We start from the raw sequence: 14,428 nt of genomic DNA, 5'->3' as shown, positions 1-14,428 counted from the left end.
GCTCCACACCTACAATCACCACCGCGGACACACCGCACTCGCAGGCAAACCACCCGCCAGCCGCGTCCCCAACCTCACAGGGCAATACACCTAGCGGCGGCTGCGGACCAGCAGATAGAGGAAGTACGGCGTCCCGAGGACCGCTGTCATCACGCCGGCGCCGATCTGCGCCGGTGCGATCACGGCGCGGCCGAGCAGGTCGGAGGCGCAGACGAGCGTCGCCCCGAGCAGCATCGCGACGGGGACGACCCGCACGTGCCGGCGGCCCACCAGGGCGCGGGCGGCATGCGGCGCGACGAGCCCGACGAAGCCGATCGTGCCGGCGGCGGCCACGGCCGTGGCGCTGAGCAGGACGCTCAGCACGAGAAAGCCGAGCCTGCCGCGCGCGAGGTCCAGGCCGAGCAGGCGCGGGGTGTCCTCGTCGAGGGAGACCAGGTCGAGCTCCCTGCGCCGGGCGACCGCCACGACCGTGCCGACCACCAGCACCGCGGCCACGGGCAGGACGTCGGTGCCGGTGCGCCCGTACGTCGAACCCGACAGCCAGATCAGGGCCTTGGTGGCGCTGAACCGGTCGGTGAGCACGATCAGCAGGCTGATGAGCGCGGCCGTGCCGGTGGCGACGCCAATACCGATCAGTACGAGCCTGCTCTGCTGGAAGCCGCCCTTCGCCGCCAGCCCGAACACGAGCGCCGAGCTGAGCGCCGCGCCCGCCAGCGCCGCGCCCGCGATGCTCCACGCGCCGGCGCCCGGTGCGGTGGTGACGAGCAGGACGGCGCCGAGCGCGGCTCCCCCCGAGACACCGAGGACGCCGGGCTCGGCGAGCGGATTGCGGGTCACGGACTGGACGAGCGTGCCGGACAGGGCGAGCGCGGCGCCCGCGCCGAGGGCGGCGAGGACGCGGGGCACCCGGGTGTCGAGGACGAAGCTGACGGCCTGGCCGGCCCGGCCGCCCGCCCAGTTGACGACGTCGCCGAGCAGCAGGGTGCTGTCACCGACGAGGACCGCGGCGATGACGGCGCCGGTCAGGACGGCACAGAGGACGACGACGGTGACCGTGAACGCGGCCCGGCTCGGGGTGCGCAGTCGCTCCGGTGCCGCGGCGGCGTCGCCGTCCCGCATCCGTACCGCCATGACGACGAGGAAGACGGCGCCGACGACGCTGGTGACGACGCCGGTGGGCACGGTCACCGCGGTCTCGGCCGAGGTCGCGGCGCGCAGCAGGACGTCGGCGCCGAGCACGAGGGCCGCGCCGACGAGCCCGGCGAAGGGGATCCGCAGCCGGTGCCGTACGAGGGGACGGACGCGGCGCGCGAGCGGCCGGACGAGGGCCGGTGCGCACAGCCCGACGAAGCCGATGGGGCCGGCGAGCGTCACCGAGGCCGCGGAGAGCAGCGAGGCGAGGACGACGGCGGTGACCCGGGTGGAGCGGACGGAGACGCCCAGACCGTGCGCCGCTTCGTCGCCGAGGGCGAGGGCGTCGACGCGGCGGGCGAGGAGGACGAGGCCGGCGAGAGCGGCCAGGACGACCGGGCCCATGCGGACGACGCCGTCGAAGCCGTTCTGGCTGATGCTGCCCTGGGCCCACTGGTAGAGACCGTCGGTCTGTTCGGGGAACAGGAGCAGCAGCGCCTCCGTGACGGCGTTGAGGCCGAGGGTCAGCGCGCTGCCCGCGAGGACGAGGCGGACGGTGCCCGCGCCGCGTCCGGCGAGGGTGAGCACGACGGCGGCCGCCGCGAGACCGCCGATGAACGCGACCGACGAGGAGGCGAGCATCGGCAGGCTCACGCCGCTGACGGTGAGCACGCCGAGACCGAGGTACGAGCCAGCGTTGACGGCGAGGGTGTCGGGCGCGGCGAGCACGTTGCGGCTGACGGCCTGGAGGACGGCGCCGGCCGCGCCGAGGGCGACGCCGACGAGGATCCCGGCGGCCATACGGGGCAGCCGGGAGGCGACGACCACGGAGGCGTCGCCCTGTTCGGCCCGGCCGGTGAGGGCCTTCCAGATCTGGCTCGCGCCGACGGAGGCGGTGCCCTGGGTGATGTCGACGACGGCGAGGACGGCGACCAGGAGCACGAGCGCGGCCGTCACCGCGACGGCACCCGAAGGGGAGGCGGTCGTGCGTCCGGGCGTTGCGGTGGGGGTTGCGGTGACGGCCATGGCGCTACTTCGTGAGGGTGGCGACGACGGCGTCGATGTACTGCTCCATCGACTTCGGTCCGCCGAACATCCAGATGCCGTCGTCGAGGCGGTGCACGTCGCCGGACTTGACGAACGGCAGCGACTTCCAGACGGAGTTGCCGGCGAGGTCCTTGGTGAAGACGTCGGTCTCGGTCTTGTTGCCGATGTACGCGAACCGCACGTCGTCGCCGAGTCCGGTGAGCCCCTCCACATCGGTGGTGGCGAGGCCGTAGTCCTTGTCGCCCTTGAGCTTCCAGGCGTTCTTGAGGCCGAGGGCCTCGTTGACGGCGCCGAGCTGGGAGCCGCTGGTGTAGGCGCGGACCGTCACCTGGTTGGAGACGGAGTACCCGTCGGCGAAGGCGATCTGCGAACCGTCGAGTCCGGCGTCCTTCAGTGCCTTGCGGCCCGCGGCGATCTTGGCCTCGTACGACGTCTTCGCGGCCTTCGCCTTGTCCTCGGTGCCGGTCGCCTCGGCGATGACGTCGAGCGTCCGGTTCATCTGTCCGAGCTGGTCGGCTCCGTCGGCGGCCTTGACCTGGAGGACGGGGGCGATCTTCTTCATCTGCTTGACCGCGGACGCCGACAGGTCGGTCGTGGTGACGATGAGGTCGGGGGTGAGCCCGGCGATGGTGTCCATGCTGGGCTCGCCGCGGGTGCCGATGTCCTTGGGCGAGTTCGTCAGCGGGGCGGCGGTGTCCCAGGCCGAGTAACCCTTGACGTCGGCGACGCCCACGGGGTCGACGCCGAGCGTGACCAGGGACTCGACGACGTTCCACTCGGTGCCGACGACCTTGGTGGCCGGGCGGTCGAGGCGCACCTTCGCACCGCTCGCGTCGGTGAGGGTGATCTGCTCGGACGTGCTGCCGTCGGCGGTCTCGGCGGGCTCGGATGTGCCGCAGCCGGCCAGGGCGAGGGCTGCCGCGGTGGCGGTGGCCGCGGTGAGGAGGAGGCGTCTCATGGCGTGCTGGGGAGCCTTTCGCTTCTGCTGTGGTGACGGCCTATCGCGCGTGTGCGCAGCCGGCCGGTGAGGGGGTCGGTGTCGACGTCGATGCGGATGCCGTACGTCTCGGAGAGGCGCTCGGGTCGCAGGACGTCCTCGGGCGGCCCGTCGGCGACGATGCGCCCCGCGCTCAGCAGGGCGATCCGGTCGGCGACGGCCGCCGCCTGGTCGAGGTCGTGCAGGACGACACCGACGGCGATGCCGTCGTCGTCGGCGAGATCGCGCATGAGGTCGAGGAGTTCGACCTGGTAGCGCAGGTCGAGGTAGGTCGTGGGTTCGTCGAGCAGGAGCACGCCGGTCTGCTGGGCGAGGCAGCCGGCGAGCCACACCCGCTGCAACTGGCCGCCGGACAGCTGGTCGACACCGCGGCCCGCGAGTTCCGCGACGCCGGTCATGACGAGGGCGCGGTCCACCACCGAGGGGCCGTCGGGGTCCGTGCGGCCCCATCGCCCGCGGTACGGGTAGCGGCCGAACTCCACCACGTCGCGGACGGTCAGCCCGCCCGGCGTGGGCCGACCCTGGGTCAACAGGGCCACCCGGCGCGCGAACTGACGCTGCGTCAGGTCGAACCCGTCGGCGGCGTCGGTCGTTCCGGGGTCGAGGGTCAGCGTGCCCGCCCGGGCACCCTGGAGCCGGGCGATCGTACGCAACAAGGTCGACTTGCCACTGCCGTTGGGGCCGACAAGGGCGGTCACTTCGCCGGGCCGCAGGACGAGGGCCGCGTCATGCACGACGTCGACACCGTCGTACGCCACGGTCATGTGCGCGGCCGACAGCTCGTGACCGCGCGGACGTGGGGCGCTGCCTGCGCGTTCACCAGTCTTCACGCTGCGAAGGTTAGCCTAACCTTATCTGGTGCGAAACCACTCCTCCCCGCCGACCGACGAGGAGTCGAACGAGGCGGGCAACGGCGACACCCGACACGTCTGCCTGTCACCCTGCTCAACCTGAACTGGGGTTCGATGCGATGGGCGCGGAGCGGCCGCCACCGCGTCGATCTCGCCAATCGACCGCACTTTTCACGCTTCCTCGAACCCGAAACGTCGCGTTAACCCAACGATCACCTTTGCACAGCTAATCTGCTTCTTGACCTACGGTTGACCAATCATTGGTTCGGACTTGACGTGCGGATGCTGGAGAGGAGGGCTCGTGTTGCGAGGTGGGACGGCTCGTACCTGGACCTTGGTCGTCGCCGCCGTACTGGCCCTGTCCTTGTTCACTTCCGTACGTGCGTTCGCTCCCGCACATGAGTCCGACCGGTCGGCGATGCCCGCGTCCGGCGAGCAGGTCCCGACGGCCGCGCCCGGTGGCCACAGCCACCCCCAGGACCTGGTCGAGGCGCTCCGCACCCGGGACCGGCACCGCGCGACCGCGGGCGGCTCCCATCTCCCCTACCCCGCTCCGCCCGGACCGGTCCGGCACCCGGCCTCCTTCTCGCCGCCCGGGCCGGCCGAGGACGTGCGCGACCGCCCGTGCAGAGCCGTGCCGGACCTCACCGCGGCCACCTTGCAGGTCTTCCGCTGCTGACAGGGGCGACGCGCTCTCCCCCCTGTCCTGTCAGCCCGACGCGCCCCCACGGCGCGCCAGGAGGAATCACCACGTCATGCAGCCCCTCATCGACAACGCCCGCACGTTCGGACAACGCCCTGAGGAGTTCGCCCGGCTCGCCGAGGGCCAGTCCCCCCAGGTTCTCTTCATCACCTGCTCCGACTCCCGGGTCGTGCCGGCCCTGATCACCGGCGCCCGCCCCGGAGAACTCTTCGAACTGCGCACCGCGGGCAACATCGTGCCCGCCCACGCGGCCGGCCTCCCCAGCGGGGAGAGCGCCACCATCGAGTACGCCGTCGAGGTGCTCGGTGTCCAGGACATCGTCGTCTGCGGGCACTCGCACTGCGGCGCGGTCGGCGCACTGGTGCGCGGCGACGATCTCGCGGCGGTGCCCGCCGTGCGCGACTGGCTCGCGCACGCCGCCGACCATCCCTCCACCCAGGATCCGTCGGACCCGACGGTGGCGGCGGCCGTCCAGCACCATGTCCTGGCCCAACTGTCGAGGCTGCGCTCGTACCCCTGCGTGGAGCGGCGCCTCACGGACGGCCGGGTGCGCCTGCACGGCTGGTACTACGAGGTCCACACCGGGTGTGTACGCGAACACCGCCCCGACACCGACACGTTCGAGGTCCTGTGAGCGCCCTGATGACCAAATACCCCCACATCAAAGAGGACTTCACCGCCTCTCTCGTCGTCTTCCTCGTCGCGCTCCCCCTCTGTGTGGGCGTGGCCGTCGCCTCGGGCGTCCCGGCCGAACTGGGGCTCGTCACCGGCATCGTCGGTGGCATCGTCACCGGCCTGATGCGCGGCAGCAGCCTTCAAGTGTCCGGCCCCGCGGCCGGGTTGACCGTGCTCGTGTACGAGGCCGTGGACGAGTTCGGCCTGCCGGTGCTCGGCGTCGTCGTCCTCGCGACGGGCCTGCTCCAGCTCGGCATGGGCGCCCTGAAGCTGGGCCGCTACTTCCGGGCCATCTCGGTCTCGGTCGTCGAGGGCATGCTGGCCGGGATCGGGCTCGTGCTCATCGCGGGCCAGCTGTACTCGGTCCTGGCCGCCGAGGCGCCCGAATCGGGGCTCGGCAAGATAGCCGGACTGCCCGGGGCCCTGGCCGGCTCCCTGGACAGCGCCGCGTCGCTCACCTCGCTGGCCCTGGGCGCCGGTACCGTCGCCGTCCTGGTGCTGTGGAAGCGGCTGCCCGCGCGGGTGCGGGTGGTCCCCGGGCCGCTCGCCGCCATCGGGCTCGCGACCGCCGCCGCGGTCGTCCTCGACGCGCCCGTGGCCACCGTCGAGGTCAACGGACTGCTCGGGTCGATCCAGCCGCCGTCCATGGACGCCTTCGGCGAACTCGCGGGCCTCGGCCTGATCGGCACCATCGTGGCGTTCACCCTCATCGCCTCCGCCGAGTCGCTGTTCAGCGCCGCGGCCGTGGACCGGATGCACGACGGACCCCGGACCGCGTACGACAAGGAACTGGTGGCGCAGGGCGCGGGCAACGCGCTGTGCGGCGTGCTCGGCGCGCTGCCGATGACGGCGGTGATCGTCCGCAGCGCCGCCAACGTGCAGGCGGGCGCGCGCACCAAGGCCTCACGCGTGCTGCACGGCGTCTGGCTCCTGCTGTTCGCGGCGCTGCTGCCGGGCGTCCTCGCCTACATCCCGATCCCGGCGCTCGCGGGTGTGCTGGTGCACGCCGGGGCCAAGCTGATCCCGGTGCGGTCGCTGGTGAATCTGTGGCGCGAGCACCGCGGCGAGGCGTTGATCCTGGTCGTCACCGCGCTGTCGATCGTCGCGGTCAGCATGTTCGAGGGCGTGCTGGTCGGCGTCGCCCTGTCCGTGGTCAAGACGGCCTGGGACGCCTCGCACGTGAAGCTGGAGGTCATAGACAAGGGCGCCGGGCCGGTCCAGGCGTACCTGTCGGGCAACGCGACGTTCCTGCGGCTGCCGAAGATACTGGACAGCCTGGAGGCCCTGCCGCAGAACCGTCCCGTGGAGCTGCACCTGTCGGGTCTGCACCACCTCGACCACGCGTGCAAGGCGGCGCTGGAGAGCTGGGCGGAGCGGCACAGTTCCGCCGAGACGGAACCGGTGAAGGTCACCGCGGAGTGACCTTCCGGGCCCAACTGCTTTGACGTAAAGGGCAGTTGGGCCCGTCGGCGCGGCCGGTCAGGCGTCGAGCACAGCCGCGACCGCCTCGATCTCCACGAGTTGGTCGTCGTAGCCGAGAACGGTCACGCCCACCAATGTGCTCGGTACGTCATGCTCGCCGAAGGCGTCCCGGACCACCTGCCAGGCCGCCACCAGGTCCGGCTGCCGCGTCGACGCGACGAGCACGCGGGTGCTGATGACGTCCTCCAGCTCCGCGCCCGCCGCGGCGAGGGCGACCCGCATGTTCTCCACGCACTTCGCCGCCTGCCCCGCGTAGTCACCGACCGCCGCGGTGGTCCCGTCCTTCTCCAACGGGCAGGAGCCGGCGAGGAAGACGAGCCGGGCGTCGGCCGGCGCCGTGGCGGCGTACGCGTACTCCGCGACGTCGGACAGGGCGTCGGAGCGGATGAGGGCGACGGCGCGGACCATGGGCCTGGGCATCCCTTCTGGCAGCGGTGCGAGGAACGACGGGGCTGAGCCCGGTCATGTTGTCACATCACGGCTGCGTGGGCAGGGCCGAGCAGTTGGAGCCGGTCGGCTCTCCGGTGAGGCGGTCGGTGAGCCAGGTGACGGCGCTGCCCTGGTCGGTCAGGAGCGGGGCGAAGTGGTTGAGCAGGGCGCGTCCCACGTCGGGCAGGCGCACCGGCTTGTACGTGACCTGCGCGCCGCGCCCGCACCAGTCGACGGCCAGCCGGCGCGCCTGGCCGTGCGGGACGAGGTTGTCACTGACGCCGGTGGCGACCCGGACAGGACCGGCCGGTGTCATCGTGCCGATCCGCTGGTCGGCGAGGAACGACTGGAGGCGCGGCTCGGCCTGGATGATCTCGGCGAGGCTCTTGCCGTCGCTCGTCCAGGAGGAGCTGCGCGCCGAGTTGTAGGCCAAAATGGTGTCGCCGACGCACATCGTCGAGAGGTCCTTCAGCGCCGCGCGCCCCTTGTCACTGAGGTGGGCCTCGGCGATCGGCCGCAACTCGGGGTCGGACTGCAGGAACCCGTTGAGGGACCAGCCGAGGGCGCCCGCCAGATCGGTGCCGTCGATGCCCTTCGTCGTCTCGGTCAGGTCGGCGGGCGGCGCCCCCGCGTACGTGCCGGCGAGGGTGACGTCGGGCGCATACTGCGGCTGGAGTTCGGCGGCCGCCGCGGTGGCGCCGCCGCCCTGGCTGTAGCCGAAGAGGCCGACGCGGGAGGCCGCCGTCACGCTCGCCCCGTCGAGCGCGCGGGCGGCGCGGACCGCGTCGAGCACGGCGTGCGCCTCGTCGAGCCGGTTGACGTAGGTGTGCAGGCGGTCGGTCGTGCCCAGGCCGATGTAGTCGGTGACGACCACCGCGACCCCCTTGGCGAGGAGCCGGTAGATCGCCAGGTCCTCGTAACCGACCGACACGGTCTGCCCGTTGAGCCGCAACGGGTGCTCCAGGCCGAGCGAGGCCGCGCACTGGTCGCCCTGGCCCATGGTGCCGGGGGCCAGCGCGACCAGCGGCCGGGGTCCGCCGCCGCGCCACTTCGCCGAGGGCTCGATGTAGGCGCCGGTGACCGCGGCGGGGCTGCCGGCCGAGTCGGTGGTCCGGTACATGATGCGGGTCGCCGTGCCGGGCAGCGGTCCGTGCAGCGTGGGCAGGCTCAGCGCCAGCGGCAACGGTTCGCTGCGGATCAACGCGCCGTTGGCGGCGGGCAGTTCGGCGGGCGGGTTGTAGAAGGCGGGGATCGTGACGCCGCGCGAGACCTCGTTCGACGTGCCGGTCTCCGCGGCCGCGGGCACGGCCTGCGCGCCCAGACAGGCGGCCGTGACGACGGCGGCGGCCAGCAGGCGGGTGGGTGCGGGCATGGCAAACCTCCTGAGTGCAGGCGGAGTCGGGCTCCGGACCTGGCGGCGGACGGCCGGGAGCGAGCAGGCCGACGACGCGTGCGGCCGGTCGTCCCACCGACCCCACGCGTCGCCGGGACGCTATCGGGCAGAGCGTTACCGCCGGTAGCACTAAGGAGGTTACGGTTCAGTAACTTACTGTCGGCGCAGTCGCGCGCGACCGCTCACGCGTTGACGTCGAACGGCACGCCGGAGGGCAGCGCGGCGGCGAGGTGACCGGCGAAGCTGCCGTCCTTCAGGCCGAAGGTGGCGCTGCCGAAGTCGTAGCCGCTCACCTTCTCCCGCAGACCCGCCGGAAAACCGTTCCAGCCGACCAGGGCCGGGAACTGCCAGGTGCCGCGGTGGTTCTCCGGGGGCTCGTCGCCCGAGGTCGCCGGCCGGAAGCAGTGGGTGCTGATGCCGTCCTTGTGGTAGACGACCTTGGGATGGGTGCCGTCCCAGCGGATCTGCTCGCGCGGGTAGATGTGGAAGGCGCCGTGGGCGGAGGTGGCGACGTAGGCGGCCTGTCCGTCGTGGACCCAGACGACCACGTGCTCCCAGTCGTTGCGGTGTCCGCCGAGCCCGCTGCCCGCCACCGCCTGGTCCTTCTCGAAGTACAGGCCGTACATGACGGCGCACCAGCCGTTGTTGCACTTGGAGCGGGCGTAGCCGTTGGTGTTGGCGAGGTCGGAGGCGTCGCGGCACTGTCCGTTGAGCGCGCCGCTCGGCTGGAGGCCGCCGTTGACGGTGCCGTCCGGCCCGATGGCGGGCGTCGGGTAGCAGCCGTCGGTGTCGTAGTCGTACGCCGGCTGGTACGTCTGCTCCGTCCCGTCGGCGTTCGCGGGCAGGGCTCCGGGCGGCGCGGCGAGCGCGCTGCCCGCGAAGCCGATCACGAGGGCGAGGGCGCCGCCGGTGGCGAGGGCGGCTCTGCGGAGGGCTCTGGTCGGATTCACTGGGGTCTCCTGCGTCACTGTGGGGGCATGACAGTGATGTCATGCCCCCGACAGCGGCAAGCGACGCGCCCGGACAACTCAGCCGAACGCGCGGTGAATTGACGGTGCGACGGCGCGCACCCGCCGGGGTCGCGGCGTCAGGCCGTGTGCAGGGTGTTCAGGCCGTGTGCAGGGTCAGGCCGTGTGCAGGGTCAGGCCGTAGCGGCCCAGGATCTCGTTGATGGGCTGGTACCAGGTCTCGCCGCCACCGGCGCAGTTGCCCCAGCCGCCGGAGGTGACGCCCTGGGCCTGGTCGCCGCTGATGAACGAGCCGCCCGAGTCGCCCGGTTCGGCGCACACGCTCGTCTTGGTCATCTGATGGACGGCGCCCTGGCTGTAGTTGACGGTCTCGTTCTTGGCGAGGACGGTGCCGCAGTGCCAGTGCGAGGTGGAACCCGACCGGCAGATGGAGGCGCCGACCGGCGCCTCGGCCGAGCCGCGCACGAGCTGGTCGGAGACCGTGCCCCAGCCCAGCACGACCGGTACGGTCCACCAGCCGCTGCCGACGTTGACCCACGCGTAGTCGTTGTCCGGGAACGAGGAGCCCTGGAAGTTCCCGACGTACGAGCCGTCCCAGCCGTTGACCCCCTGCCCGGCCCCGCCGCAGTGGCCCGCCGTGACGAAGCCGCCGTGGACGGAGAAGCCGATGGAACAGCGGACGTTGCCGGTGTAGTAGGGGTCCCCGCCGACCGTGCCCGCGGCGAGGGTGGTGGGGGCGTGCCGCGTGGTGCGCACCGCCAGCGGGCCGGCTTTGGCGGCCCGGGCGAGGAAGGTCTTGACATCGTTGTCGGACTGCCGGTCGGCGAGCACCTCGACGACGACCCGGTTGGATTTCCAGTCGACGCGCCAACTGCTCACGCCGGTCGGTGCGCCGAGCGCGTCGACGCGCTTCTTGGCCGCGTCGAGCCGGGCGGCGCTGTGGCTGACGAGCCGGACCTTCGCCCCGGTGGCCCGTACGTCCGCGGCCTTGTCGCGGTCGGTCACGGCGACGGTCAGCTCCCGGCCCTTCGGGGTGAACCAGGATCCGGCGTAGGCGGAACCCGCCGCCCGCCGGGCCTTCTTCTCGGTGGCGGTCGCCTGTTTCTCGGCGGCCAGGCGCGCCTCGGCCTGTGCGGCGGTGAGGCCGAAGTCGCGCTGCATCGCGGTGAGCAGGCCGTCGGAGGCGGCGGCGCGCTCGGTCCGCGGGGTGTCCGCGCCGGCCGCCTGTGCCGGGAGGAACCCGGCGGTGGCGCAGGCTCCGGTGACCAGCAGCGCGGACAGGACGGCACGGATGGGTCTGGTACGTCGCATGAGTCGGCCCTTCGTTGTTCCCGCGTGGGGGTGGAACAGGGATGGGACAGGCATGGGACAGCGGATCAGCACAGCCGGGGAGCGCTCCCCCGGTGTGCCGATGGCGAGCCTAGCGAGGGATCATGAGCAGGTCCATGCCAATGGAGCGATGCAATCCGGGCTCGGAGGACGGCAGTTGGGACGCCGGGCCGTCGTCACAACCGGGCCCGCACCGCGTCGGCCAGGCGGTCGGCCTGGGCGGCGGTCACCTGTTCCGGCTCGGGGCGGCGCAGGAGCTCGAAGACGCCGGGCCCGCGCAGGGCCGGGGCCAGGTCCGCGGCGCGCGGCACGATGTGGAAGTGGACGTGCGCGAAGCCCTCGGCCTCCGCGAACTGGACGACGTACGTCTTGGCGCACCCCGTGACCTCGCGCAGCGCCCGGGAGAGCCTGACCTGCCACGTCCCGAGCGTGGCGGCCTCCAGGTCGGTGAGGTCGTGCACAGCGGTGACATGCCGCCGGGGCAGCAGCACCAGCCAGCCCGGGAGCGCGGTGCCGAAGGCGTGGGCGACCCTCCAGTGCGGGTCGCGGGCGATGCGCTCGCGGGGCGGCAGTTCGTCGAGACGGGCTTCGCCGCGACAGGCGTAGCAGGAGGCGCGGGTCTCGCGGGTGGCGCGAGTGTCACCGATGCCGCCGGTGTCGCGGATGTGGTGGCCGTCGTCGGGTCCTTGGATGTCCTCGGGTGTCATGGGTCCACGATCCGTCACGGGACCCGTTCAGGATGCGGCCATGACCGGAAGGACCGGAGCCGAAGCGCGCGGGCGAGGGCCCCGCGCCCTGTCACTCGGCGGGCAGCTCCAGGACCTGCCGGATCGTGCGCACGACCCCGTTCTCGGTGTTCGGCGGGGCCTGGTGGCGGGCGCGGAGCCGTACCTGCGGGTGGGCGTTGGCCATGGCGTACGACCAGTCGGCGGCGTCCATCATCTGCAGGTCGTTGAGGTAGTCGCCGAACACCATGGTCTGGGCCGCGGTGATGCCGAGCTCCTGCTGCAGGCGGCGTACGGCCGCGCCCTTGTCGGCCGTCGGGTTCATCACGTCGACCCAGTGCTCGCTGGAGACGACGACCTGGTGGGAGTCGGCGAGGGGCCCGAGGGCCGGGGCCGTGGTCTCCTCGGCGCGGCCGAAGTCGAAGAGGGCGACCTTGATCACCTCGTCCTGGACGGCGGTGGCGTCCTCGACGATCTCGTACCGGTGGTAGTACTTGCGCACCTCCGTCATGAACGCCTCGTCGGAGCGCTCCACGTACGCGGACCGCTTGCCGCAGACGACGGCGCCCGCGTCCACCCCCTCGTCCGCCGTGAGCCGGCGGACCTCCTTGACGATCCAGGAGGCGACGGCGGGGTCCATCGGGTCGGAGCTGATCTCGGCCCCGCCGCGGACGACGTAGGTGCCGTTCTCCGCGATGTACACCATGCCGCCGTCGTCCACGGCGGCGAACTGGTCGGCGAGGGTGGCGTACTGGCGGCCGCTGGCGGGGCAGAAGACGATGCCGCGGCGGTTCAGTTCGGCCAGCAGCGGCCACAGGGAGTCGGGGATGCGCCCGTCGGCGTCCAGCAGGGTGCCGTCCATGTCGGTGACCACGAGGCGGATGTCGGGGCGGGTGTCGGGGTGGCGCGTGTTCAAGATCGTTCCTCAGTACGGGTGCCACCCATTCTAAGGAGGGCGGCGCGGCAACATTCTGGCGCCGATCACCCGCATCCCTTGATCGAACAGGACACCGCGGCCTACCGTTCCGCCACCGGACAGCGACGAACGACCACGTCAGGAGTGTTCGATGAATCAACTCACGGTGGCGGGCGCCGTCTTGCGGTACGACGATCACGGACCGTCGGAGGGGGACGCGGTCGTCCTCGTCCACGGGCATCCGTTCAACCGGACGCTGTGGCGCCCGCAGGCCGAGGCGCTGGCCGCGGCCGGGTACCGGGTGCTCACGCCCGACCTGCGGGGTTACGGAGCGAGCGAGGTCACCCCGGGCAGCGTCCCGCTGGCCCGCTTCGCCGACGACGTCGCCGCCCTCCTCGACCACCTCGGTATCGGGAGCGCGGTGGTCGGCGGGGTCTCCATGGGCGGGCAGATCGCCATGGAGTTCCATCTGCGCCACCCGCGGCGCACCCGCGCCCTCGTCCTGTCGGACACCTCCGCCCCGGCCGAGACCGCCGAGGGCAAGGCGTTCCGCAACGCCCTCGCCGACCGGCTGCTCGCCGAGGGCATGGGCGGATACGCCGACGAGGTCATCGACAAGATGCTGGCCGCCTACAACGTGGCGGCGCTGCCGGACGTCGCCGAGCGCGTCCTCGCCATGATGCGCGCCACCGATCCGCGGGGCGCGGCGGCCGCGCTGCGCGGGCGGGCCGAGCGTCCTGACTACCGGGAGAGCCTCGCCGCGGCCCGGGTGCCCGCGCTGGTCGTGGTCGGCGCCGACGACGCGTACACGCCGGTCGCCGAGGCGGAGTCGATCGCCGGGCTCGTCCCGGACGCGACGCTCGCAGTCATCGAGCGGGCCGGGCACCTGCCGGGCGCCGAGCAGCCCGAGCGGTTCAACGGCGTGCTGCTGGACTTCCTGCGCGCCCACTGCCCGACCTCGTAGGAGACGGCCGGTGAACCGCTCCGCGGCCGACCGCCTGCTCGACGTGCTGGGCGCGTTCGACCAGGACCACCCGGCCCTCACGCTCACCGAGGTCGGCCACCGGGCCGCTCTGCCGCTGCCCACCGCGCACCGGCTCGTCGGCGCGCTGGCCCGGTGGGGCGCCCTCGAACGCGACGACACCGGCCGGTACCACGTCGGGCTGCGGCTGTGGGAGATCGCCGCGCTCGCCCCGCGCGGTCTCGGTCTGCGGCAGGCCGCGCTGCCGTTCCTCGAGGACCTGTACGAGGCGACGCACGAGAACGTGCACCTCGCCGTGCGCGACGGTTTCGAGGTCGTCTACACCGAGCGCCTGTCGGGCCGGTCGGCGATAGGTGTGCACTCCCGGGTCGGTGCACGCTGGCCGCTGCACGCCACGGGCGTGGGTCTTGTGCTGCTCGCCCACGGCGACCTGGAACTCCAGGAGGGTTATCTGGCCGGGGAGTTGACCGCGTTCACGCCGTACACCGTCACCGACCCGGACCGGCTGCGGCGGATCCTGGCCGAGGTGCGGCGCGGCGGCGTCGCGGTGAGCGACCGGCAGATCACCGATGACGCGGTGTCCGTGGCGGTGCCGGTGCGCGGGCCGCACGGGGATGTCGTCGCGGCGGTCTCCGTCGTCGTGCCGGTCACCGGTCCGCGGACATCTGTCCTGATTCCGGCGGTCCAGCTGGCCGGGCGCGGCATCTCCCGGGCGCTCGGCTGGCAACCCGTCTCGCCCCGCCCGCCGGCTTCCGCCTGACGGAAGTGGCGTTGTGGGCGGTGACACAGGTCACGACTCT

Annotated in this window: 14 protein-coding genes; 5 read left to right on the top strand and 9 right to left on the bottom strand. The window is 72.6% G+C overall.

Annotated features, from left to right (window positions below; translation table 11 throughout):
• Positions 1-90 precede the first annotated feature (90 nt).
• The 3 genes from ACZ45E_RS30300 to ACZ45E_RS30290 are packed head-to-tail and all read right to left on the bottom strand — an operon-like array spanning position 91 to position 3,939.
• Positions 91-2,157: an iron ABC transporter permease gene (locus ACZ45E_RS30300; protein WP_468226618.1), complete on the bottom strand. Its 2,067-nt coding sequence runs from the start codon at positions 2,155-2,157 to the stop codon at positions 91-93.
• 4 nt (positions 2,158-2,161) lie between these two features.
• Positions 2,162-3,136 carry an ABC transporter substrate-binding protein gene (locus tag ACZ45E_RS30295; RefSeq protein ID WP_468226616.1) on the bottom strand — a complete coding sequence of 325 codons (975 nt, stop codon included), beginning with the start codon at positions 3,134-3,136 and terminating at the stop codon, positions 2,162-2,164.
• Entirely contained in the window at positions 3,133-3,939 is an 807-nt protein-coding gene (locus tag ACZ45E_RS30290; RefSeq protein ID WP_468226637.1) for an ABC transporter ATP-binding protein, read from the bottom strand. The genes ACZ45E_RS30295 and ACZ45E_RS30290 overlap by 4 nt, the downstream gene beginning before the upstream one ends.
• A gap of 388 nt (positions 3,940-4,327) precedes the next feature.
• On the opposite strand from ACZ45E_RS30290, the gene ACZ45E_RS30285 reads away from it, so the two are divergent.
• The 3 genes from ACZ45E_RS30285 to ACZ45E_RS30275 all read left to right on the top strand — a co-directional run bounded on the left by ACZ45E_RS30285 (position 4,328) and on the right by ACZ45E_RS30275 (position 6,826).
• Positions 4,328-4,705 (top strand): hypothetical protein, encoded by a 378-nt coding sequence (locus tag ACZ45E_RS30285; RefSeq protein ID WP_468226613.1) that lies wholly within the window; start codon positions 4,328-4,330, stop codon positions 4,703-4,705.
• 76 nt (positions 4,706-4,781) lie between these two features.
• Positions 4,782-5,363 carry a carbonic anhydrase gene (locus ACZ45E_RS30280; protein ID WP_468226611.1) on the top strand — a complete coding sequence of 194 codons (582 nt, stop codon included), beginning with the start codon at positions 4,782-4,784 and terminating at the stop codon, positions 5,361-5,363.
• A gap of 8 nt (positions 5,364-5,371) precedes the next feature.
• Complete coding sequence (locus tag ACZ45E_RS30275; RefSeq protein ID WP_468226609.1) at positions 5,372-6,826, top strand: SulP family inorganic anion transporter; 1,455 nt, start codon at positions 5,372-5,374, stop codon at positions 6,824-6,826.
• 57 nt (positions 6,827-6,883) lie between these two features.
• On the opposite strand, the gene ACZ45E_RS30270 is transcribed toward ACZ45E_RS30275, so the two are convergent.
• The 6 genes from ACZ45E_RS30270 to ACZ45E_RS30245 form a co-directional block, all read right to left on the bottom strand.
• The gene (locus ACZ45E_RS30270) at positions 6,884-7,294 is read right to left on the bottom strand and encodes a RidA family protein (protein ID WP_468226634.1); all 411 of its coding nucleotides are present in this window, start codon (positions 7,292-7,294) and stop codon (positions 6,884-6,886) included.
• 67 nt (positions 7,295-7,361) lie between these two features.
• Positions 7,362-8,687, bottom strand: a complete 1,326-nt coding sequence (locus tag ACZ45E_RS30265; protein WP_468226606.1) for an alpha/beta fold hydrolase — start codon at positions 8,685-8,687, stop codon at positions 7,362-7,364.
• Positions 8,688-8,890: 203 nt separating this feature from the next.
• A complete protein-coding gene (locus ACZ45E_RS30260) occupies positions 8,891-9,658 on the bottom strand; it encodes an NPP1 family protein (protein WP_468226604.1) in 768 nt (255 codons plus the stop codon).
• 174 nt (positions 9,659-9,832) lie between these two features.
• Entirely contained in the window at positions 9,833-10,987 is a 1,155-nt protein-coding gene (locus ACZ45E_RS30255; protein WP_468226602.1) for a S1 family peptidase, read from the bottom strand.
• 194 nt (positions 10,988-11,181) lie between these two features.
• The gene (locus tag ACZ45E_RS30250; RefSeq protein ID WP_468226600.1) at positions 11,182-11,712 is read right to left on the bottom strand and encodes an HIT family protein; all 531 of its coding nucleotides are present in this window, start codon (positions 11,710-11,712) and stop codon (positions 11,182-11,184) included.
• Positions 11,713-11,803: 91 nt separating this feature from the next.
• Positions 11,804-12,646 carry a Cof-type HAD-IIB family hydrolase gene (locus tag ACZ45E_RS30245; RefSeq protein WP_468226597.1) on the bottom strand — a complete coding sequence of 281 codons (843 nt, stop codon included), beginning with the start codon at positions 12,644-12,646 and terminating at the stop codon, positions 11,804-11,806.
• Between the two features lie 151 nt (positions 12,647-12,797).
• Here ACZ45E_RS30245 and ACZ45E_RS30240 point away from each other — a divergent pair, with 151 nt between their 5' ends.
• Positions 12,798-13,610, top strand: a complete 813-nt coding sequence (locus ACZ45E_RS30240; protein ID WP_468226595.1) for an alpha/beta fold hydrolase — start codon at positions 12,798-12,800, stop codon at positions 13,608-13,610.
• A 10-nt stretch (positions 13,611-13,620) separates the two neighbouring features.
• On the top strand, positions 13,621-14,388 hold the full coding sequence (locus ACZ45E_RS30235) for an IclR family transcriptional regulator (protein ID WP_468226592.1): 768 nt from the start codon (positions 13,621-13,623) through the stop codon (positions 14,386-14,388).
• Positions 14,389-14,428 lie beyond the last annotated feature (40 nt).

It is taken from the genome of Streptomyces sp. NPDC030991 (assembly GCF_055571235.1).
This window is presented reverse-complemented; position numbering and strand designations above follow the sequence as displayed.